Below are 20,681 nucleotides of genomic sequence, written 5' to 3'. Positions count from 1 at the left end.
CCACCCTGGTGCTCCCTGCAACGGCGCGGGGACTTCAAACCCACTCCACCATTGTTGAGCATCCCGCAAGGCGGGGGAACGACCCGGCGGGTGGGAGAGCTTCCGATACAAGGCGGTAGGTAGACATGAACATCCACGAACACCAGGCCAAGGCGCTGCTGAAGACCTACGGGTTGCCGGTGGCCGACGGGGTGGCGATCTTCACGCCGCACGAAGCGGAAGCTGCGGCGCTGGAGCTGCCCGGACCGCTCTATGTGGTGAAGTCGCAGATCCATGCCGGCGGGCGCGGCAAGGGCAAGTTCAAGGAACTGCCGGCCGATGCCAAGGGCGGCGTGCGGCTCGCCAAGTCGGCGGCGGAAGTCGCTGCCAATGCCAAGGAAATGCTGGGCAATACCCTGGTGACCAAGCAGACCGGTCCGGCCGGCAAGCAGGTCAACCGGCTCTATATCGAAGATGGCGCCGATATCGCGCGCGAGCTCTACTGCTCGCTGCTGGTCGATCGCTCCACCGGCCGTGTGTCGTTCGTCGTCTCCACCGAAGGCGGCATGGACATCGAGGCGGTGGCGCATGACACGCCGGAAAAGATCATCGCGGTCGATATCGATCCGACGGTGGGCGTGAGCGCCAAGGACGTGGCCGAGATCGTTGCAGCGCTGCAGCTCGACGGCTCGGCGGCGGAAGACGCCAAGTCGGTGTTCCCGGCGCTCTACAAGGCGTTCGTCGAGACCGATATGTCGCTGCTCGAAGTGAACCCGCTGATCGTCATGGCCAACGGGCACCTCCGCGTGCTCGACGCCAAGGTGAGCTTTGACAACAATGCGTCCTTCCGGCACGCCGAACTGGCCCCGCTGCGCGACCTCACCGAAGAGGACGCCAAGGAGATCGAGGCGTCGAAGTTCGACCTCGCCTATGTGGCGCTCGACGGCAATATCGGTTGCATGGTCAACGGCGCCGGCCTCGCCATGGCGACGATGGATATCATCAAGCTCTATGGCGCCGAGCCTGCCAACTTCCTCGATGTGGGCGGTGGCGCCAGTAAGGAGAAGGTGACGGCGGCCTTCAAGATCATCACTGCCGACCCGGCTGTCAAAGGCATCCTGGTCAACATTTTCGGCGGCATCATGCGCTGCGACATCATCGCCGAAGGCGTGATCGCGGCGGTGAAGGAAGTCGGCCTCAAGGTGCCGCTGGTGGTGCGCCTCGAAGGCACCAACGTCAAGGAAGGCAAAGCCATCCTCAACTCATCCGGCCTCGATGTGATCTCGGCCGACGACCTCGACGACGCGGCGCAGAAGATCGTCGCTGCCGTTAAGACCCGCTGAGCCCCAGGAACAAGCAATGTCGATTCTCGTCAACAAAGACACTCGCGTCCTGGTGCAGGGGCTGACCGGCAAGACCGGCACGTTCCATACCGAGCAGGCGCTGGCGTATTACGGCACCAAGATGGTGGGCGGTGTGAACCCCAAGAAGGCCGGTGAGGTATGGACCTCGGGGCTCGACGGCTCCGCCACGCTGCCGGTCTTCGCGACGGTCGCCGAAGGCAAGGAGCGCACCGGCGCTACCGCCTCGGTGGTCTATGTGCCGCCGCCGGGCGCCGCCGACGCCATCATCGAGGCGATCGATGCCGAGATCCCGCTGATCGTCTGCATCACCGAGGGTATCCCGGTGCTCGACATGGTGCGGGTGAAGGCCAGGCTCGACAAATCCAAGTCGCGGCTGCTCGGGCCCAACTGCCCGGGCGTCCTGACGCCGGAAGAGTGCAAGATCGGCATCATGCCGGGTTCGATCTTTTCCAAGGGCTCGGTGGGCATTGTTTCCCGCTCCGGCACGCTTACCTATGAAGCGGTGTTCCAGACCACCAATGCCGGGCTCGGCCAGACCACTGCGGTCGGCATCGGCGGCGATCCGGTCAAGGGCACCGAGTTCATCGATATGCTCGAGATGTTCCTCGCCGACGAAGCCACCAAATCCATCATCATGATCGGCGAAATCGGCGGTTCCGCCGAGGAAGACGCCGCGCAGTTCCTGATCGACGAAGCCAAGCGCGGCCGCAAAAAGCCGATGGCCGGCTTCATCGCGGGGCGCACGGCTCCGGCCGGCCGGACCATGGGCCACGCCGGTGCCGTGATCTCGGGTGGCAAGGGCGGCGCCGAAGACAAGATTTCGGCAATGGAACGGGCGGGCATAAAGGTGTCGCAGTCGCCTGCGAGGATTGGCCAAACCCTAGCCGACGTACTAAAAGGCTGAGGCGAGGGTTGGTCTGTAGACGCGCTTTCGAACCGGAAAAGTCTGCAACTTTTCCTGAAAGCGCTATGGAAAGACGGGGCGCGGGTGGTTTCCCGCGCCTTAACGTCAAACAAAGAAGTTGCGGGCAGGTTGGCCCGCGACGCAAGAAGGGCCCGGTCGAGCATTTCCCGGGCGTTTGAGAAGGATGGCGGGGTTCACGCCTCGCGACGCTGGACATGACCCGACAAGAAAAGAACGAACAGTTCTTGCTCTCTTCTTTCCTCTATGGCGGCAACGCCGATTACATCGAAGGGCTGTATGCCCGCTACAAGGCCGATCCGGCCTCGATCGATCCGACCTGGGCGTCGTATTTCGATCGGCTCGAGGATGCTCCCGCCGACATCGACAAGAATGCCGAGGGACCAAGCTGGCAGCGCCAGGATTGGCCGCAGTCGGCCAATGGCGAGCTGGTTTCGGCGCTCGACGGCAACTGGGGCGAGATCCAGGTCAAGGTGCAGAAGGCGGTGGTCGAGAAGGCCAAGGTCGCCGGCGCCCCGGCGCCGACCGCCATCGACGTGCTGCAGGCGACGCGCGACTCGATCCACGCCATCATGATGATCCGCGCCTACCGCATGCGCGGGCACCTGCATGCCGATCTCGACCCGTTGAAGATGAAGGCCGACGATCCGGCGCCCGAGCTCGATCCCCAAACCTACGGCTTCACCGAAGCCGATTACGGCCGCAAGATCTTCATCGACAACTATCTGGGCCTCGAATACGCGACGGTTCCCCAGATGCTGGAGATCCTGAAGCGGACCTATTGCTCGACCGTCGGCGTCGAGTTCATGCACATCTCCGATCCCGAAGCCAAGCAGTGGATCCAGGAGCGCATGGAAGGGCCGGACAAGGAGATCAAGTTCACGCCCGAGGGCAAGAAGGCGATCCTCAACAAGCTGGTCGAAGCCGAGGGCTTTGAGAAGTTCCTCGACGTCAAGTTCACCGGCACCAAGCGCTTCGGTCTCGATGGCTCGGAGGCGCTGATCCCGGCGCTCGAGCAGATCATCAAGCGCGGCGGTTCGCTGGGGGTGAAGGACATCGTGCTTGGCATGGCGCATCGCGGCCGGCTGAACGTCCTCACCCAGGTGCTGGCCAAGCCCCATCGGGCGCTGTTCCACGAGTTCAAGGGCGGCGCCTTCTACCCCGAGGAAGTCGAAGGCTCGGGCGACGTGAAGTACCACCTGGGTGCTTCGGCCGACCGTGAGTTCGACGGCAATAACGTGCATCTGAGCCTCACCGCCAACCCGTCGCATCTCGAGATCGTCGATCCGGTGGTGCTGGGCAAGGCGCGCGCCAAGCAGGACCAGCGCTCGGCGGTCGATGGGCGGTTCATCGCCGATACGCGCCAGACCGATCGCTCGGTGGTGCTGCCGCTGCTGCTGCATGGTGATGCGGCATTTGCCGGCCAGGGCGTGATTGCCGAATGCCTGGGGCTCTCCGGGCTGAAGGGGCACCGTACCGGTGGTTCGATCCATGTGGTGATCAACAACCAGATCGGTTTCACCACGTCGCCGATGTATTCGCGCTCCTCGCCGTACCCGACCGACGTCGCCAAGATGATCGAGGCGCCGGTGTTCCACGTGAACGGCGATGACCCGGAAGCGGTGGTTTATGTGGCCAAGGTCGCCACCGAGTTCCGGCAGCGCTTCGCCCGGCCGGTGGTGATCGACATCTTCTGTTATCGCCGCTTCGGCCATAACGAAGGCGACGAGCCGAGCTTCACCCAGCCGCTGATGTATTCCAAGATCCGCAGCCACGAGACAACGCTCGATATCTATTCGAAGCGCCTCGCCGCTGAAGGCGTGCTGTCGGCCGACGATGTCGACAAGATGAAGGCCGATTGGCGGGCCCATCTCGAGGCCGAGTTCGAGGCCGGGCAGGATTTCCGCCCCAACAAGACCGATTGGCTTGATGGCGTGTGGAAGGATCTGAAGCGCGCCGACGTCGAAGGCCCGCGCCGCGGCGACACCGGGGTGGACATCCCCGATCTGGTCAATCTGGGCCAGAAGCTGTCGACGGTTCCGGCCGGCTTCAACGCCCACAGGACGGTGAAGCGGTTCATGGACAACCGGCTTGCCGCGATCGAGTCGGGCGAGGGCATCGATTGGGCGACCGGCGAAGCGCTGGCCTATGCGACGCTGCTCGAGGAGGGCCATCCGGTCCGACTCTCGGGGCAGGACGTCGAGCGCGGCACCTTCAGCCAGCGCCACTCGGTGCTGTACGATCAGGACAAGGACGAGACCTACACACCGCTCAACAACATCGCCGAGCTGCAGGCCCGCTACGAGGTCGTCAACTCGATGCTGTCGGAAGAGGCGGTGCTCGGCTTCGAGTATGGCTATTCGCTGGCCGAGCCGAAGACGCTGACCTTGTGGGAAGCGCAGTTCGGCGATTTCGCCAACGGCGCGCAGGTGGTGGTCGACCAGTTCATCTCGTCGGGCGAGCGCAAGTGGTTCCGCATGAGTGGCCTCGTGATGCTGTTGCCGCATGGCTATGAAGGCCAGGGGCCGGAGCACTCGTCGGCTCGCCTCGAGCGCTATCTGCAGAGCTGCGCCGAAGACAATATGCAGGTCGCCAACTGCACGACGCCGGCCAACTACTTCCACATCCTGCGCCGGCAGATGAAGCGCGATTTCCGCAAGCCCCTGGTGCTGATGACGCCCAAGAGCCTGCTGCGCCACAAGAAGGCGGTGTCGGGGCTGGTCGAGTTCGGGCCGGAATCGACGTTCCATCGCCTGTTGTGGGACGATGCGGAAGCGCCGGGCGTGCCCAAGACGACGATCAAGCTGGCGCCGGACGAGGAGATCCGCAAAGTGATCCTCTGCACCGGCAAGGTCTATTACGATCTGCTCGAGGATCGCGAGAAGCGCGGCGTCAACGACGTGTATCTGCTTCGTCTCGAGCAGCTCTACCCGTTCCCGGCCAAAGCGCTGCTCGACGAACTCAACCGGTTCAAGAACGCCGAGATCGTCTGGTGCCAGGAAGAACCCAAGAACATGGGCGCCTGGGCGTTCGTCCAGCCCTATATCGACTGGGTGATGGACCAGATGGGGCGTCCGGGCGACCGGCCGCACTATGTTGGCCGTGCTGCCTCGGCGGCGACGGCGACCGGCCTGATGCGCACGCACCTGCAGCAGTTGCAGGCCTTCCTCGAAGAAGCGTTCGCCAAATAGCAGCAATCGCCAAGAAGCGGCGGCAAGAAACTGAAGGACCAAACTGATGGCGACTGACATCCGGGTGCCCACGCTGGGCGAGAGCGTCACCGAGGCGACGATCGGCCAGTGGTTCAAGAAGGTGGGCGACACTGTCGCTGCCGATGAGCCGGTGGTGGAGCTCGAGACCGACAAGGTGACCATCGAGGTACCGGCCCCGGCCGCCGGCGTGCTCGAAACCATCACCGCCAATCCGGGCGATACGGTCAATGTCGGGGCGCTGATCGGGGCGATCGGCGCTGCTGGGTCTGCCGTGGCCGCCGCAGCTCCAGCCGCTGTGGCCAAGCCCGCTGACGTGCCGCAGCCGGCGGCAGTTGCCGCAGAGCCGGCGCCCAAGCCCGCCAATGGCAATGGTTCCGCCGTGCCGCCGGCGCCGAGCGCTGCAAAGCTGATGGCGGAAGCCGGGCTGACCGACGCCGATGTCAGTGGTTCGGGCCGTCGCGGCCAGATCCTCAAGGAAGACGTGCTGGCGGCGGCTGCCAAGCCTGCCGCTGCACCTGCGGTATCGGTGGCTGCGGCGCCTGTCGCCGCCGCGCCGAAGCCGGTTGCAGCACCTGCTCCTGCTCCTGCTCCTGCTCCTGCGCCCGCCCCGGCGCCGGCCCCGAAGGCCGCCGAGCCGGCCCCTGCGCCCGCTCCGGTCCCGGCGCAGCCGCGTGGTCCGGTGAACGCCAATGACGATGTACGCGAAGAGCGGGTGAAGATGACCCGGCTGCGTCAGACCATCGCGCGCCGCCTGAAGGAGGCGCAGAACAACGCCGCCATGCTCACCACCTTCAACGAGGTGGACATGAAGCCGGTGATGGACCTGCGCAATTCCTACAAGGAGCTGTTCGAGAAGAAGCACGGCGTGAAGCTCGGCTTCATGGGCTTTTTCACCAAGGCAGTGACGCACGCCCTGAAGGAAATCCCGGCGGTCAATGCCGAGATCGACGGCGACGACCTGGTGTACAAGAACTACGCCCATATCGGCGTGGCCGTTGGCACCGATAAGGGCCTCGTGGTGCCGGTGGTGCGCGATGCCGACCAGCTGTCGATCGCCGGGATCGAGAAGGATATCGCCCGGCTCGGCAAGCTCGCCCGTGACGGGCAGCTGTCGATGGCCGATATGCAGGGCGGCACTTTCACCATCTCGAATGGCGGCGTCTACGGCTCGCTGATGTCGACGCCGATCCTCAACGCACCGCAGTCGGGTATTCTGGGCATGCACAAGATCCAGGAGCGGCCGGTAGTGATCGGCGGCGAGATCGTCATCCGCCCGATGATGTACCTGGCGCTGAGCTACGACCACCGCATCGTTGACGGCAAGGAGGCGGTGACCTTCCTCGTGCGGGTCAAGGAAAGCCTCGAGGCGCCGGAGCGGCTGGTGCTGGATCTCTGATCCGGCAGTCAGCGCAGAGGTTTCAGGGCTCGCTTCGGCGGGCCCTTTTCTTTGCATGCTGGACAGATTCTCGGCGCTGAGGAACAGTGTGTCATCGGGGGGATGGCATGAAACTCAGGATTTTGGCTGTCGTACTGGCGCTCATGCCGCTGCCGCAATTGGCAGTGGCGCAGGAGGTGCAGCAGGGTGCGCTGTTGCAGCAGGTTTACGTGCTGTGGGGGATGATGGACGGGGCCGCCAATTTCTGCTGGGAGGCCGCGAACTACGACGTTGCCTACATGGAGGCGCACCAGAACTGGCTGGCCAACAACGTCATCGTGCGCGACGAGCTCGACGCGACGCTGGCCGCCTCGGGCGAAGCGCCGGCGCTCGCAGGGGAAAGCGAAGCCGCCGGCTCCACCGGCATCGTCGACATCCTCAAGCAGGCGACCAACCCGGAAGAGGCGTGCGGCAACTGGCTCCGCGCCACCCTCGCCGGTGATTACGATGCCGAGCTGTACATGGCAGAGCAATTGGGCCTGCTGCGCGAGCGCGACGGGATGTAACACGCGGGGCGGCCGATCCGCTGCGGACCCATGAATGTTCCAGTGCCTGCCTTAGGCGGCGCCCTTTGCTTTTGCCGGTGGCGCAAGGCCACGTAGAAGTGGAGTGCGGCAAAGAGCCAGGTAGCTGATCAGGTAGGCAGGGACGAGCGCTGCCAGACCGATTCCAGCGTAGATCCAAACGAGTATCGCGTAGCCATGCCCTGAGTGAGGAGGGTAAAGGCTCCACCAGAAGTAGACCACGAGGCACGCTAAGATGGCGATGCAGGTCATCAGGGCCACCCCGTCCGTCAAGGGCTGTCGCCTGCCGCGCCACGCCAGGACGACCAGAAGGATGGATGTTGGCAGGGTTACAATCGAAAGCTGAAACAGGAATGACCAGTCGCTGCTCGTGTCCAGCCGCCAGCCACCGATATTGCCTGTGCTAACAAGTAGGGCGCCAAGGGTCAGAGCGGCCATGAGGGTGACCGAAACAAAAAGCACCAGTCCAGAACGTAGCAGAGCCATCGTCTTCTCCATCGATGATGCGCAAACTATACACCGTTCAATTTATTATGAACAGTGTTTTTTATGCGAGGCGATCAACTGGGGCTACGCAAACATAAAGGCCCGCCGGAGCGGGCGTTGGCTATGGGTCGAGCAGGCCGCTCAGGCCGTGCTTTCCTCCAGCACCTTCACCTTGGGCTTTTCCTTGCGGGTGAACAGGAAGACGCCACCCAGCACCAGGGCGGTGCCGATCGCATGGTATGGCGTGAACGCTTCGCCGAGGATGGAGATAGCGAGACCGACTGTCACCACCGGCGAAACATTGCCGATGATGGCAGTGCGTTCAGGGCCGATCAGCGCGATGGCGCCCGAGATGCAGTAGGCAGGTAGCACGGTCGAGACCGTGCCGATGGCGAGCATCAACAGGAACCCGTTGCCGCTCACCGCCAAGTCACCCACCGGGTGGGTGAAGAGGAAATGCGCGATCACCGCCGGGCCGGCGCCGCTCATGGCGATGGAGGTGAAGAGCTGCGGGCCGAGCTTGTCGATCAGCGGCTTGGCCATGATCTGGTAGGCGGCATAGGCGATGGCCGAGCCGAAGACCAGGGCGGCGCCGAGCAGCACGTTATCGCCTTCGATCCGGAGGTCATGCCAGAAGATGACGCCGATGCCGAGATAAGACACCAGCAGCGCCACCACCATCGGCAGGGTGATCTTGCGCTTGAAGAAGATGGCACCGAACAACACGACGAAGAACGGATAGGTCAAGAGGATCAGCCGGTCGAACTGCGCGGTGATGTATTCGAGCGCCGAAAAGTCGAGATAGCTCGCCACATAATAGCCGATGACGCCGACGCCGAGGGTCTGCACCAGCACGGGCCAGGTGAGCACCGGCGGGGCGCCCAGGGGCTGCTGGGCCAGCTTCTTGCGGTAGCCGAGGATGCCGACGGTCAAAAAGATCGGCACGGCGACGATCATTCGCCAGGTGAGCGTCGTCACCGAGTCGATGCCCTCGAGCAGAGCCAGCTTGATGACGATGCCCTTGGTGGCGAAAAACGCGGCGCCGGCGAGCGCCAGCACGATGCCGGCCCAGGCGAACTGCCGAAAGCCTGGCCGGGCGGTGGGTGGAGTAGACGCAGTCTCGGAAGACATTTGGCGGGTCCAGTTCTGGCCCCTGCCATCAGATCACCGGTTGCCCGCGCCTGATGGCGGGGCCGGTGAGCAAACGAGGGTCAAAGAGCCGTCGCGTCCCGGTCCCCGGAGGGGATGAGGCAGATTTTGCCAATAATTAGGATGCAAGCGGTCATGAGCGGATAGGTACGCTCGGGCATGGTGGCTGTAAAGTGGGCGGTTGAGTGAACGGTGCGTTCGTCGGCTGATTGCGGTTTTGCGAGGCATGCCCGATGCTTGGCAGTATGAAGCCTCATCCCGACCTCCCCTTGGCCGTGGCCAAAGCGTATCAGGTGTTCCCCGATATGGGCCTGGCTGGCCCGCTGCTGGTTTGCACCTGCGGCGTTTGCATGTCCGAGGCCATAAAGGCCGAGATCGAGCAGACGCCACGCGAGCGGCTGACGCCGGAGCAGATCTCGGAGTACCTGAACTCGGCCCATGAGGCGAGCGGGGCGCTGGCCAGCCAGCAACTGCGCTGGCTGCTGCCGCGGTTGCTCGAATGCTGCGCCGAGGGGCCGTGGCCCTATTGGAACACCGAGTATACGTTCAGAAAGCTCAATGAAGCCGGGCTGCCAGACTGGCCCGAGGCAGAGCGGCTGGCCGTTCGCGAGGTGTTTCGGGGGGTACTGGCGGCAAGCCTCGCCGGGGCTCGGTCGGGAGACGAACCCGGCGCGCTGATCGCGGCATTCGTCAGGGCGGGAGAGCCCATCGGACCCTATATCGAACTTTGGGAGGATGATCGGTCGGAGGCGGCGAGCCTGGCCCTCGCTGAGTTCATCAACTGGCAGCTGACCTGGGCAAAGGGACAGCGTCACCTGCGTTTGAGCGAGTCGTGGTCGAGCAAGGCAGACAGTGACCTGTTCATCGCCTGGCTGGTGCAGCCGGAGACGGTGATCCGCCTGCAGGAAGCGTTCTTTTCGGCGAGCAGTGCGGCAAAGGCTGAAGTCTTGTCGCTGGCACACGACGTCATAGCGGCGCCGGGGCGCTGAGGGCGGCATCAGGCCCGCGGATGGGCGGCGCGATAGCTCTCGAGCAGGCGCTCGGTATCGACCGCGGTATAGATCTGGGTGGTCGAGAGCGAGGCGTGGCCCAGCAGTTCCTGGATGGTGCGGAGGTCGCCGCCTTTGCCGAGGAGGTGGGTGGCAAAGCTGTGGCGGAGCGCGTGCGGCGTTGCCGAGGGCGGCAGACCGAGGGCGCCACGCAGCTGCTGCATCCGCAACTGGATCAGCCGCGGCGACAGCGGGCCGCCCTTCTTGCCGCGAAAGATCGGCTCGTCCGGACCGGGATGGAACGGGGTGAGGCTGAGATAGGTGTCAATGGCCTGGCGCACCGGCGCGATGAGTGGGACCAGCCGTGTCTTGCCGCCTTTGCCGGTGACGCGCAACGCGCTTGCTTCGAGATCGGCGCGGCTGACGCCGAGGACTTCCGAGATACGAAGGCCAGCGCCGTAGCAGAGCGAGATCACCGCCATGTCGCGGGCGGCAACCCATGGGGTGTCCTCGAGCTCGTCGGTGGTCCGGATGGTGGCCTTGGCTTCGAGCACGGTCAGCGCCTTGGGCAGCGAGCGCGGCTGTTTTGGCGTGCGGATGGTGTTCAGCGCTTCGCTTGCGAGGATGCCTTCGCGTTCGAGAAAGCCGAAGAAGCTCTTGATGGCGCTGAGCGCCCGGGCCAGCGAGCGCGAGCCGAGGCTCTCGTTGCGGCGGGCGGCGAGAAAGGCGCGGATATCGGCGGCGCGAAGCCCCTTCAGCGTCTGCAGCGTGACTTCGCCGCCGGTGTGGGCGCTCAGGAAGGTGACGAACTGGCCGAGGTCGCGCAGATAGGCCTCGAGCGTCAGCGGCGCGAGACGCCTGATGGCGCCGAGATCGCGCTGCCAGTTGGCGATATGGGCGGAAAGGCCGGCGTCGGCGAACATGGCGTGGGACATGGCGGCAGTGTGCGCCGGGGCGGTTAGGATTCGGCAAACGCGGGGCATGTTGCAGATCTGCACCACCCCTCCAGCGAACCCCCGGGTACCCAACACGCGGGCGTGAGGCGCCCTTTGCCTGCCTTATTTCGCGGGCTATCGGGGCGGCATGCATCGGTTGACCACCCTCTTGACGCTTTGCGTCGCGCTGCTCGCGCTGTTGAGCCCCAGCTTTGCGGCTGGGGTTTGCATCGCCAATAGCGGGCTGCCGACGCTGAGCGCCAGCCACGATGGCGGGCCGGCGCATTTGCCGAACCCCTGCGAGATGCAGGGTGGCAAGCGGGTGATGCCGCCGCAGCCGGAACTGAGCCGGAGGGTTGTCGAGGTGCCGCGAGCTACCGTGGCGCAATGGGCGCTTGGCCTTGCCGACCAGCCAATGCGGCAAGGTCGGTCGCCGATCGCGGAACTGCCCCCACCCCGGCTCGGCTGATCCTCCCACGTCATCGCCACCATTCCTGACCAGCGCGGCCGCAACCGGCCGCTAACGAGATATTTCAACATGACTGACCTGATCATCGGCCGCCGGGCGCTGCTCGCCGGGGCGGCGAGCTTTGCCGCCCTCGCCCTCGCCGGCTGCGCCACCTCCGGCGCGCCCCGACTCGAAACCGAAACCGTCCGCATCCCCGACGACGTGCTCGCCATGTATGCGGCGCGGCCCGAGGAGCGCTTCCCGATCCCGGCGGCGCGCATGGATCTGATCGAGCCGCAGTACTGGCGGCAGGTGGTTGATGATCCGACAGGCGAACGGCCCGGCACCGTGGTGGTCGATACGGCGCACCGCTTCCTCTATCTGGTGCTCGAGGGCGGCAAGGCGATGCGCTACGGCGTCGGCATCGGCCGCGACGGCTTCACCTGGTCGGGGCGTGGCGTAATCCAGTACAAGCGCGAATGGCCGACCTGGACGCCGCCGAGCGAGATGATCGGCCGGCAGCCCGAGCTCGAGCCCTATCGCCACGGCATGCCGCCGAGCCTCGAGAATCCGCTGGGGGCGCGAGCGCTCTACATCTTCAAGGATGGGCGCGACACCATCTACCGGCTGCATGGCGCAACCGACGAGCGGACCATCGGCAAAGCGATCTCGTCGGGCTGCGTGCGGCTGCTCAACCAGGACGTGATCGACCTGTATCAGCGGGTGCCGTCGGGATCGCCGATTCTGGTGATGTGATCATTGTAGCACTGCCCCTCACCCGCCTCGCTTCCGCGAGGCACCCTCGCCCCTTTCAAGGGGAGAGGGGCGATGTGGCACGATCGAGCCACAACTTCCTTCTCCCCTTGAGGGAGAAGGTGGCCGAAGGCCGGATGAGGGGTATCGCAACCGCAGGTTGCGCGCTCGAAGCGAAGCGCCGAGCGTCCTCCTCGGATCTCAATGCTTCAGCGCTTCGGCCAGTGAGTGCTGCACATAGGCCATGGGTTCGGACCATCTTGGGTCGCCCCAGCGTTGCTGCATCTCGGCTTCCGAAACCTCCTCGACGCGCTGCTGCAGCCACCAGATGTTGCCGAGCGGGTCGCGGACGCGGGCGACGCGGTCACCGAAGGCGAGGAGGGTCGGCTTGGTGACCTCGGTGGCGCCGGCCTCGAGCGCCTTGGCGAAGCCCTTGCGCGCGTCGGGAACGTAGAGCCGGATAAAGGCAGGCATGGCCGCGAGGCCGGCCGGGGCGTCGAATGCCATCACGATGGCGTCGCCGATGCGGATCTCGGCGTGGCCGATGCTGCCATCTTCGTTGGCCATGCGGCCGAGCTCTGTGCCGTCGAAGGCGGCAATGAGAAAATCGATCAGTTGCGGGGTGTCGGTGGAAATGATCCACGGCGTGACAGTGGTGTAGCCTTCGGGAATCGTGCTGGGCATGGGACGCTCCTCATGATGATGGGCACGGGCAATTGAACCGAGACTGCTGACAGAACGCGGCAGCAGCCTAAGAGTTTGGCGAAGGCACTTGCAATTCCCATCTCAGCCGTGAACAAAGCGAGCACAGATGGAAAAGTCCCCCGACATCGTGGCGGTGATGGTGAGCGTGTCGGTCGACGGGCCGTACAGCTACCGTGTGCCCTATGGCATGGAGGTACAGCGTGGCTCGATCGTCGCGGTGCCGCTGGTCGGCCGACCGACGCTTGGCGTGGTCTGGGGGCTGCCCAAGGACAATTACGCGCATAACCGGCTGAAGGATATCGCGCAGGTCTTCGACACCCCGCCGCTCAGTGAAGAGCTGCTGAAGACGGTCGACTGGGTGTCGAAATACACGCTGGCGGCGCCCGGGCTGGTGCTCAGGAGCGTGCTGCGTTCGACCGAAGCGCTGGAGCCGGAGCGGCCGATCACCGCGTTCCGGTTGACCGGAGTGGAGCCCGACAAGCGCACCAAATCGCGCGACAAAGTGCTCGAGCTGATGCTGGACGGGCAGGCCTGGGCCAAAGCGGCGATCATCGGCGAAGCCGGGGTGTCGGCTTCGGTGGTCGAGGGGCTGGAAAAAGCCGGGGCGCTCGAGCGGGTCGAGATGGCGCCGCCACCGATCGCGCTGCCGCCCGATCCCGATGCGGCGCCGCCGACGCTGAACGACGAGCAGGCAGCCGCGCTGGCGCAGATTCGCGAGATCGACGTCAACGGCTTCGGGGTGGCGCTGCTCGACGGGGTGACCGGCGGCGGCAAGACCGAGGTGTTCTTCGAGGCGGTGGCCGATACGCTCAGGGCCGGGCGGCAGGCGCTGGTGCTGCTGCCGGAAATCGCGTTGACCTCGACCTTCGTCGAGCGGTTTTCCAAACGCTTCGGTACCAAGCCGGCCGAGTGGCACTCCGACATGACGCCGGCGCAGCGGGCGCGGACCTGGCGATCGGTGCTGAACGGCGATGTGCGAGTGGTGCTGGGGGCGCGTTCGGCGCTGTTCCTGCCGTTCCGCGAGCTCGGGCTCGTAGTGCTCGACGAGGAGCATGACGGGGCGTTCAAGCAGTACGATGGGGTGAACTACCACGCCCGCGACATGGCGGTGGTGCGGGCCAGGTTTGCCGAGGCGCGGGTGATCCTGAGCTCGGCGACCCCATCGGTGGAGAGCCGCAACAACGCCAACCAGGGCCGCTACAAGCATGTGGTGCTGACCTCGCGCTTTGCCGCGGCGGAAATGCCGGACATCGCGCCGATCGACATGCGCGAGGAGCCGCCGGAGAAGGGGCAGTGGATCGCCCCAAAACTGGCGCGCGAAGTGTTTGCGACGCTCGACCGGGGCGAGCAGGCGCTGCTGTTTTTGAACCGGCGGGGCTATGCGCCGCTGACTCTGTGCAAGGCGTGCGGGCATCAGTACCAGTGCCCGGATTGCTCGGCCTGGCTGGTGGAGCACCGTTTCCGCGGCGTGTTGATGTGCCACCATTGCGGCCACGAGCAGCGAGTGCCCAAGGCCTGCACCGAGTGCGGCGCGGTCGACTCGCTGACGCCGATCGGACCGGGGATCGAGCGGGTCGCCGAAGAGGCGGCGGAGCGCTTCCCGGGCGCCCGCATGGTGATCCTGAGCTCCGACATGGGCTCGAACCAGCAGCTCAGGGAGCGGTTTGCCGAGATCGAGCGCGGCGAATACGACCTGGTGGTGGGCACCCAGCTGGTGGCCAAGGGCCACCATTTCGAGAAGCTGACTTTGGTCGGGGTGCTCGACGCCGATCTCGGGCTCGACCGCGGCGACCCGCGCGCGGCGGAGCGGACCTTCCAGATCCTGACCCAGGTGACCGGGCGCGCCGGCCGCGCCAACCGCGCCGGCAAGGCGTTCCTCCAGACCTATCATCCGGATCACCCTGTCATGAAGGCGATGGTCAAAGGCGATCGCGAGGCGTTCTACAAGCATGAGTTATTGGCGCGCGAGGCGGGCGGGCTGCCGCCGTTCGGGCGGCTGGCGGCGCTGATCGTTTCGGCCAACGAGCACGACCCGGCCTTCGCCTATGCCAAACAGCTGTTGAGCGTCGCGCCGCTGGCGGAAGGCCTGAAACTGTTCGGCCCGGCCGATGCGCCAATCTCGATGATCCGCGGCCGGCACCGGGTGCGGCTGCTGGCGCAGTCCGGCAAGGATTTTGACCTTTCCGGCTATGTGCGGTTCTGGCTGGAGCAGGCGCCCAAGGCGACCGGGAATCTCAGGGTACAGGTGGATATCGACCCGCAGAGTTTCCTGTGACGAAAATGCCTTGATCGGGCGTGAACGCAGAAGCACCGGGCACGTGCGGCACCGGATTCGCGGACGAAGCCAAACGATGGCCCGCCCCTGCGACAAAACTCCCCGAAAGACTCGTGTTCCGGTGCCTTGCGGGTGCCGATCTCGCATGTTAGAGGGGGCGCGAAATCCGGGGGGCCATCGGCTTTTCCCGGCGAACAATCATAAGCGAAAGCAGCCTCCGGCGCCTCTATCGGCCGGATTCGGGTTGCGCAGCACGAGGGTGACGGGGCATTGGCAGCGCAGAATTCAGTGCTTACCCAGATCGCGCGGCCATATGCGTCGGCGCTCTACGATCTCGCCGCAGCCGACGGTTCCGTCGCAGCGGTCGAGCAGGGGCTGGTGAATCTCCTCGCCCTGTCTGAACAAAGCCCGGATTTTGCCCGGTTCCTTCGCTCCCCGGTGATCAACACCGAAGAGAAGGCGCAGGCCATCCACGCCGTACTGGAGCGCGCCAAGGCGCACACCACGGTCGGCAATTTCGTCAGGGTCGTCGCCCGCAATGGCCGGCTGTTCGCGCTGCCCGAGATCATCAAGGCGTTCCGCGAGCTCGCCGCCGGCGCGCGTGGCGAAGTCAGTGCCGACGTGACCTCGGCGACGCCGCTCACCGCGGCCCAGGTCAAGACGCTGGCCGATACGCTCAAGGCGAAGATCGGCAAGTCCGTCACGCTCAACCAACATGTCGATCCCAGCCTGATCGGTGGCCTCGTGGTCAAAGTCGGTAGCCAGATGATCGACAGCTCACTCAAAACCAAGCTCACGGCGATGAAGATCGCGATGAAAGAGGTCGGATAATGGATATCAAAGCCGCGGAAATCTCTGCGATCCTCAAGGAGCAGATTCAGAACTTCGGCCAGGAAGCGGAAGTTTCCGAAGTCGGTCAGGTTCTGTCGGTTGGCGACGGTATCGCCCGTGTCTACGGCCTCGACAACGTGCAGGCCGGTGAGCTCGTCGAGTTCCCGGGCGGCATCAAGGGCATGGCGCTGAACCTCGAAACCGACAATGTCGGCGTCGTGCTGTTCGGCAATGACCGCGGCATCAAGGAAGGCGACGTCGCCAAGCGTACCGGCGCCATCGTTGATACCCCGGTGGGCAAGGAGCTGCTCGGCCGCGTGGTCGACGCGCTCGGTAACCCGATCGACGGCAAGGGCCCGCTCAAGGCCAAGGAACGCCGCCGCGTTGACGTGAAGGCCCCGGGCATCCTGCCGCGCAAGTCGGTGCACGAGCCGATGTCGACCGGCCTCAAGGCCATCGACGCGCTGATCCCGATCGGCCGTGGCCAGCGCGAGCTGATCATTGGCGACCGCCAGACCGGCAAGACCGCCGTCATTCTCGACACCTTCCTGAACCAGAAGCCGGCGCATGCCGCCAACGCTTCGGAGACGGACAAGCTCTATTGCATCTACGTCGCCGTCGGGCAGAAGCGCTCGACCGTGGCGCAGTTCGTCAAGGTGCTGGAAGACGCCGGCGCCATGGAATACTCGATCGTCATCGCGGCGACCGCTTCCGATCCGGCGCCGATGCAGTTCCTCGCGCCGATGACCGGCGCCGCCATCGGTGAGTATTTCCGCGATAATGGCATGCATGCCGTGATCGCGTTCGACGATCTGACCAAGCAGGCCGTGGCCTACCGCCAGATGTCGCTGCTGCTGCGCCGCCCGCCGGGCCGCGAAGCTTACCCGGGCGACGTGTTCTACCTGCACTCGCGTCTGCTCGAGCGCGCCGCCAAGCTCAATGAAGAGCATGGTTCGGGCTCGCTCACCGCGCTGCCGGTGATCGAGACCCAGGCGAACGACGTGTCGGCCTATATTCCGACCAACGTGATTTCGATCACCGACGGCCAGATCTTCCTCGAGACCAACCTGTTCTTCCAGGGCATCCGCCCGGCGGTGAACGTCGGTATCTCGGTGTCCCGCGTGGGTGGTAACGCCCAGATCAAGGCGATGAAGCAGGTTGCCGGCTCGCTGAAGGGCGAACTGTCGCAGTATCGCGAGATGGCTGCGTTCGCCCAGTTCGGTTCCGACCTCGACGCCGCCACGCAGCGCCTGCTCAATCGCGGCGCCCGCCTGACGGAACTGCTGAAGCAGCCGCAGTTCGCGCCGCTGAAGCCGGAAGAAGAAGTCGCGGTGATCTTTGCCGGTGGCCAGGGCTACCTGGACGACCTGCCGGTGTCGAAGGTCGGCGAGTTCGAGGCGGGCCTCCTGGGCTACCTCCGCTCCAAGGCTGCCGACGTACTGTCGGCGATCGCCAAGGAGAAGGCGCTGTCGGATGACCTGCGCGCCAAGCTCAAGGCCGCCATCGACGCGTTCAAGAAGACGTTCTCGTAAGCCCTTTCAGAATAACGCGGGGTCCGGTTCGGGCCTCGCTATGGGAGTAGAGCGGCCCAATGCCCTCGCTAAAGGACCTTAAGAACCGGATCGCCTCGGTCAAATCGACCCAGAAGATCACCAAGGCCATGCAGATGGTGGCAGCGGCGAAGCTTCGTCGCGCCCAGGAAGCAGCCGAGGCGGCGCGTCCCTATGCCGAGCGCATGGGCAACGTGCTGGCGGCGCTGGGCGCAGCCTATGCCGGCCGTGCGGACGCTCCGGCGCTGCTCGCCGGCAACGGCCGTGACCAGGTGCACCTCCTGGTCGTGGCGACCGGTGAGCGCGGCCTCGCCGGCGGCTTCAACTCGTCGATCGCCCGCCTCGCCCGTGAAACGGCGCAGAAGCTGATCGGCGAAGGCAAGACGGTGAAGATCCTCACCGTCGGCCGCAAGGGCAACGACATCCTGAAGCGGACGCTGGGCGACAAGATCGTCGAGACGATCTCGTTCCGTGAAGTGCGGACGCTGGGATACGTCAATGCGGCGACGGTCGGCGAGAAGCTCTTGGCGATGTACGGGGCGGGCGAGTTCGACGTGGCGACGCTGTTCTACGCGCGCTTCCGCTCGGTGATCGCGCAGATCCCGACGGCGCATCAACTGATCCCGGCGAAGTTCGACGCGCCGGCCGCCGATGCGCCGGACACGCTGAACTACGAGTACGAGCCGGACGAGGAAGCGATCCTCGAGGACCTGCTGCCGCGCAACATCTCGGTACAGATCTTCCGGGCCTTGCTCGAGAACAACGCATCGTTCTTCGGGGCGCAGATGAGCGCCATGGACAATGCCACGCGCAACGCCGGCGAGATGATCAAGAAGCTGACGCTGGTCTACAACCGGCAGCGCCAGGCCCAGATCACCAAAGAACTCATCGAAATCATTTCGGGCGCGGAAGCGCTCTAGCAGGAACGAGGTAAATCATGGCCCGCGCAGCGACTGCAGCAAAAGCCCCGGCGACCGACAAGGCTCCCGCCGCCAAGAAAGCCCCGGCCGCCAAGAAGGCCGCTTCGACCCCGGTGGTCGCGACGTCCGGCAAGCCGGTCGGCCGCGTTTCGCAGGTGATCGGCGCCGTGGTGGACGTGACCTTCGACGGTCACCTGCCGGCGATCCTGAACGCGCTCGAGACCGACAATAACGGCAGCCGCCTGGTGCTCGAAGTGGCGCAGCACCTCGGCGAGAACGCCGTGCGTACCATCGCCATGGACACCACCGAAGGCCTGGTCCGCGGCGCGCCGGTCGTGGATACCGGCGAGCCGATCTCGGTGCCGGTTGGCGACGAGACGCTGGGCCGCATCATGAACGTGATCGGCGAGCCGGTGGACGAAGCCGGCCCGGTGCAGACCAAGGCCCGCCGCGCCATCCACCAGGAAGCACCGTCGTTCACCGAGCAGGCCTCGGAAGCGCAGATCCTGGTCACCGGCATCAAGGTCGTGGACCTGATCGCTCCCTACGCGCGTGGCGGTAAGATCGGCCTGTTCGGCGGCGCCGGCGTGGGCAAGACCGTGCTGATCCAGGAACTGATCAACAACGTCGCCAAGGCGCACGGTGGTTACTCGGTGTTTGCCGGCGTGGGTGAGCGCACCCGCGAGGGCAACGACCTCTACCACGAGATGATCGAATCGGGCGTGAACAAGGACCCGCATGAGAATAACGGCTCGACCGCCGGTTCGAAGTGCGCCCTGGTGTTCGGCCAGATGAACGAGCCGCCGGGCGCCCGTGCCCGCGTGGCACTGTCGGGCCTCACCGTCGCCGAGCACTTCCGCGACCAGGGCCAGGACGTGCTGTTCTTCATCGACAACATCTTCCGCTTCACCCAGGCGGGCGCCGAAATGTCGGCACTGCTCGGCCGTATTCCTTCGGCGGTGGGTTACCAGCCGACGCTCGCCACCGACATGGGCGCGCTGCAGGAACGCATCACCACCACCAACAAGGGCTCGATCACTTCGGTGCAGGCGATTTACGTGCCGGCCGACGACTTGACCGACCCGGCGCCGGCGACCTCGTTCGCCCACCTTGACTCGACGACGACGCTGAACCGCGCCATCTCCGAGAAGGGCATCTACCCGGCCGTGGATCCGCTGGACTCCACCTCGCGCATGCTGTCGGCCAACATCGTTGGCGAAGAGCACTACAACACCGCCCGCGAAGTGCAGCAGATCCTGCAGCGCTACAAGGCGCTCCAGGACATCATCGCGATCCTGGGCATGGACGAGCTTTCCGAAGAGGACAAGCTGACCGTGGCGCGCGCCCGCAAGATCGAGCGCTTCATGAGCCAGCCGTTCTTCGTGGCCGAGGCCTTCACCGGTACTCCGGGCATCTTCGTAGCGCTCGAAGACACCATCAAGGGCTTCAAGGGCCTCGTTGACGGCAAGTACGACCACCTCCCGGAGGCTGCCTTCTACATGGTCGGCACCATCGAGGATGCGGTCAAGAAGGCCCAGAAGCTGGCCGCCGCGGCTTAATCTAGAAGCGAATAGCGAATAGGGAGTAGCGAATAGGGATAGAGAAGAGCGGGCGAACTACTCGCTATTCGCTATTCGCTACTCGCTAAGCAAAAGATGGCTGAAGGCACCAAACTCGAAATCGTCTCGCCCGAGCGGCTGCTGCTGTCGGAGACCGTGAAGTCGGTGACCGTGCCGGGCGCCGATGGCTATTTCACCGTCTTGGGCGACCACGCGCCGCTGATGACGACGCTGAAGCCGGGCTTCGTGACCGTCGTTCGCAATGACGGGATCAGCCACGTCTACTACGTGCGTGGCGGTTTTGCGGATGTGTCGCCCGAGGGGCTGACCATTCTCGCCGAAGAGGCGCAGGACATCGCCGAGTTCGATCGCGCCAAGATCGAAGGGCTGATCGCCGCCGGGCTCACCGCCCAGCAGGCCGCCAGCACTGCCGACGAAGAGATGCGGCTACAGGCAGAGATCGACAGCTGGCGGAACCTGTTGCTCGACGCCTCGGTCGGGACCAGCACCGCGCACTGAGCGGGGCAGGAACGGAAGTTTGGCGGGCGTCCTTCGGGGCGCCCGTTTTGCTTTTGGGGGGCCATGGAACGGAACTGAGCGCCCGTGAGACAGCCCATGGGGAGTGAGGCGATCGCTCCCTCCCCC

Annotated in this window: 18 protein-coding genes; 14 read left to right on the top strand and 4 right to left on the bottom strand. The window is 65.1% G+C overall.

Annotation, left to right across the window (positions count from 1 at the left end):
* Positions 1–125: 125 nt before the first annotated feature.
* From sucC to VW23_RS20830, 5 genes are all read left to right on the top strand, one after another.
* Positions 126–1,322: an ADP-forming succinate--CoA ligase subunit beta gene (gene sucC, locus VW23_RS20850; RefSeq protein WP_069911433.1), complete on the top strand. Its 1,197-nt coding sequence runs from the start codon at positions 126–128 to the stop codon at positions 1,320–1,322.
* A 16-nt stretch (positions 1,323–1,338) separates the two neighbouring features.
* Entirely contained in the window at positions 1,339–2,247 is a 909-nt protein-coding gene (sucD, locus tag VW23_RS20845) for a succinate--CoA ligase subunit alpha (RefSeq protein WP_069911432.1), read from the top strand.
* A gap of 215 nt (positions 2,248–2,462) precedes the next feature.
* Positions 2,463–5,456, top strand: a complete 2,994-nt coding sequence (locus tag VW23_RS20840) for a 2-oxoglutarate dehydrogenase E1 component (RefSeq protein WP_069911431.1) — start codon at positions 2,463–2,465, stop codon at positions 5,454–5,456.
* A gap of 46 nt (positions 5,457–5,502) precedes the next feature.
* Positions 5,503–6,873 carry a 2-oxoglutarate dehydrogenase complex dihydrolipoyllysine-residue succinyltransferase gene (odhB, locus tag VW23_RS20835; protein ID WP_069911430.1) on the top strand — a complete coding sequence of 457 codons (1,371 nt, stop codon included), beginning with the start codon at positions 5,503–5,505 and terminating at the stop codon, positions 6,871–6,873.
* Between the two features lie 107 nt (positions 6,874–6,980).
* Entirely contained in the window at positions 6,981–7,418 is a 438-nt protein-coding gene (locus VW23_RS20830; RefSeq protein ID WP_141728414.1) for a hypothetical protein, read from the top strand.
* Between the two features lie 51 nt (positions 7,419–7,469).
* Here the strand turns inward: VW23_RS20830 and VW23_RS20825 are convergent, their stop codons facing one another.
* A complete protein-coding gene (locus VW23_RS20825; protein WP_069911428.1) occupies positions 7,470–7,922 on the bottom strand; it encodes a hypothetical protein in 453 nt (150 codons plus the stop codon).
* A gap of 141 nt (positions 7,923–8,063) precedes the next feature.
* Entirely contained in the window at positions 8,064–9,053 is a 990-nt protein-coding gene (locus VW23_RS20820; protein ID WP_084646347.1) for a DMT family transporter, read from the bottom strand.
* Positions 9,054–9,421: 368 nt separating this feature from the next.
* Here VW23_RS20820 and VW23_RS20815 point away from each other — a divergent pair, with 368 nt between their 5' ends.
* On the top strand, positions 9,422–10,060 hold the full coding sequence (locus VW23_RS20815) for a hypothetical protein (RefSeq protein WP_141728413.1): 639 nt from the start codon (positions 9,422–9,424) through the stop codon (positions 10,058–10,060).
* Positions 10,061–10,068: 8 nt separating this feature from the next.
* On the opposite strand, the gene VW23_RS20810 is transcribed toward VW23_RS20815, so the two are convergent.
* On the bottom strand, positions 10,069–10,995 hold the full coding sequence (locus VW23_RS20810; protein WP_084646346.1) for a tyrosine recombinase XerC: 927 nt from the start codon (positions 10,993–10,995) through the stop codon (positions 10,069–10,071).
* Positions 10,996–11,143: 148 nt separating this feature from the next.
* Here VW23_RS20810 and VW23_RS20805 point away from each other — a divergent pair, with 148 nt between their 5' ends.
* Positions 11,144–11,464 carry a hypothetical protein gene (locus VW23_RS20805; RefSeq protein WP_069911425.1) on the top strand — a complete coding sequence of 107 codons (321 nt, stop codon included), beginning with the start codon at positions 11,144–11,146 and terminating at the stop codon, positions 11,462–11,464.
* A 69-nt stretch (positions 11,465–11,533) separates the two neighbouring features.
* Complete coding sequence (locus tag VW23_RS20800) at positions 11,534–12,199, top strand: L,D-transpeptidase (RefSeq protein WP_069911424.1); 666 nt, start codon at positions 11,534–11,536, stop codon at positions 12,197–12,199.
* Positions 12,200–12,397: 198 nt separating this feature from the next.
* Here the strand turns inward: VW23_RS20800 and VW23_RS20795 are convergent, their stop codons facing one another.
* Positions 12,398–12,880: a VOC family protein gene (locus tag VW23_RS20795; RefSeq protein WP_069911423.1), complete on the bottom strand. Its 483-nt coding sequence runs from the start codon at positions 12,878–12,880 to the stop codon at positions 12,398–12,400.
* 127 nt (positions 12,881–13,007) lie between these two features.
* On the opposite strand from VW23_RS20795, the gene VW23_RS20790 reads away from it, so the two are divergent.
* From VW23_RS20790 to VW23_RS20765, 6 genes are all read left to right on the top strand, one after another.
* Entirely contained in the window at positions 13,008–15,176 is a 2,169-nt protein-coding gene (locus VW23_RS20790) for a primosomal protein N' (protein ID WP_069911422.1), read from the top strand.
* A 270-nt stretch (positions 15,177–15,446) separates the two neighbouring features.
* On the top strand, positions 15,447–16,007 hold the full coding sequence (locus tag VW23_RS20785; protein ID WP_069911421.1) for a F0F1 ATP synthase subunit delta: 561 nt from the start codon (positions 15,447–15,449) through the stop codon (positions 16,005–16,007).
* Positions 16,007–17,539: a F0F1 ATP synthase subunit alpha gene (atpA, locus tag VW23_RS20780; RefSeq protein WP_069911420.1), complete on the top strand. Its 1,533-nt coding sequence runs from the start codon at positions 16,007–16,009 to the stop codon at positions 17,537–17,539. The genes VW23_RS20785 and atpA overlap by 1 nt, the downstream gene beginning before the upstream one ends.
* Before the next feature lie 59 nt (positions 17,540–17,598).
* Positions 17,599–18,477, top strand: a complete 879-nt coding sequence (locus tag VW23_RS20775) for a F0F1 ATP synthase subunit gamma (RefSeq protein ID WP_069911419.1) — start codon at positions 17,599–17,601, stop codon at positions 18,475–18,477.
* 17 nt (positions 18,478–18,494) lie between these two features.
* Positions 18,495–20,036, top strand: a complete 1,542-nt coding sequence (gene atpD / locus VW23_RS20770; RefSeq protein WP_069911418.1) for a F0F1 ATP synthase subunit beta — start codon at positions 18,495–18,497, stop codon at positions 20,034–20,036.
* A gap of 96 nt (positions 20,037–20,132) precedes the next feature.
* Positions 20,133–20,555: a F0F1 ATP synthase subunit epsilon gene (locus VW23_RS20765; RefSeq protein ID WP_069911417.1), complete on the top strand. Its 423-nt coding sequence runs from the start codon at positions 20,133–20,135 to the stop codon at positions 20,553–20,555.
* The last annotated feature ends 126 nt before the right edge of the window (positions 20,556–20,681 follow it).

It is taken from the genome of Devosia insulae DS-56 (assembly GCF_000970465.2).
GTDB lineage: Bacteria > Pseudomonadota > Alphaproteobacteria > Rhizobiales > Devosiaceae > Devosia_A > Devosia_A insulae.
This window is presented reverse-complemented; position numbering and strand designations above follow the sequence as displayed.

Coding starts and splice junctions, on each gene's coding strand:
- sucC (WP_069911433.1), top strand. CDS start 126: ATGAACATCCACGAACACCAGGCCAAGGCGCTGCTGAAGACCTACGGG.
- sucD (WP_069911432.1), top strand. CDS start 1,339: ATGTCGATTCTCGTCAACAAAGACACTCGCGTCCTGGTGCAGGGGCTG.
- VW23_RS20840 (WP_069911431.1), top strand. CDS start 2,463: ATGACCCGACAAGAAAAGAACGAACAGTTCTTGCTCTCTTCTTTCCTC.
- odhB (WP_069911430.1), top strand. CDS start 5,503: ATGGCGACTGACATCCGGGTGCCCACGCTGGGCGAGAGCGTCACCGAG.
- VW23_RS20830 (WP_141728414.1), top strand. CDS start 6,981: ATGAAACTCAGGATTTTGGCTGTCGTACTGGCGCTCATGCCGCTGCCG.
- VW23_RS20825 (WP_069911428.1), bottom strand. CDS start 7,922: ATGGCTCTGCTACGTTCTGGACTGGTGCTTTTTGTTTCGGTCACCCTC.
- VW23_RS20820 (WP_084646347.1), bottom strand. CDS start 9,053: ATGTCTTCCGAGACTGCGTCTACTCCACCCACCGCCCGGCCAGGCTTT.
- VW23_RS20815 (WP_141728413.1), top strand. CDS start 9,422: ATGTCCGAGGCCATAAAGGCCGAGATCGAGCAGACGCCACGCGAGCGG.
- VW23_RS20810 (WP_084646346.1), bottom strand. CDS start 10,995: ATGTCCCACGCCATGTTCGCCGACGCCGGCCTTTCCGCCCATATCGCC.
- VW23_RS20805 (WP_069911425.1), top strand. CDS start 11,144: ATGCATCGGTTGACCACCCTCTTGACGCTTTGCGTCGCGCTGCTCGCG.
- VW23_RS20800 (WP_069911424.1), top strand. CDS start 11,534: ATGACTGACCTGATCATCGGCCGCCGGGCGCTGCTCGCCGGGGCGGCG.
- VW23_RS20795 (WP_069911423.1), bottom strand. CDS start 12,880: ATGCCCAGCACGATTCCCGAAGGCTACACCACTGTCACGCCGTGGATC.
- VW23_RS20790 (WP_069911422.1), top strand. CDS start 13,008: ATGGAAAAGTCCCCCGACATCGTGGCGGTGATGGTGAGCGTGTCGGTC.
- atpA (WP_069911420.1), top strand. CDS start 16,007: ATGGATATCAAAGCCGCGGAAATCTCTGCGATCCTCAAGGAGCAGATT.
- VW23_RS20775 (WP_069911419.1), top strand. CDS start 17,599: ATGCCCTCGCTAAAGGACCTTAAGAACCGGATCGCCTCGGTCAAATCG.
- atpD (WP_069911418.1), top strand. CDS start 18,495: ATGGCCCGCGCAGCGACTGCAGCAAAAGCCCCGGCGACCGACAAGGCT.
- VW23_RS20765 (WP_069911417.1), top strand. CDS start 20,133: ATGGCTGAAGGCACCAAACTCGAAATCGTCTCGCCCGAGCGGCTGCTG.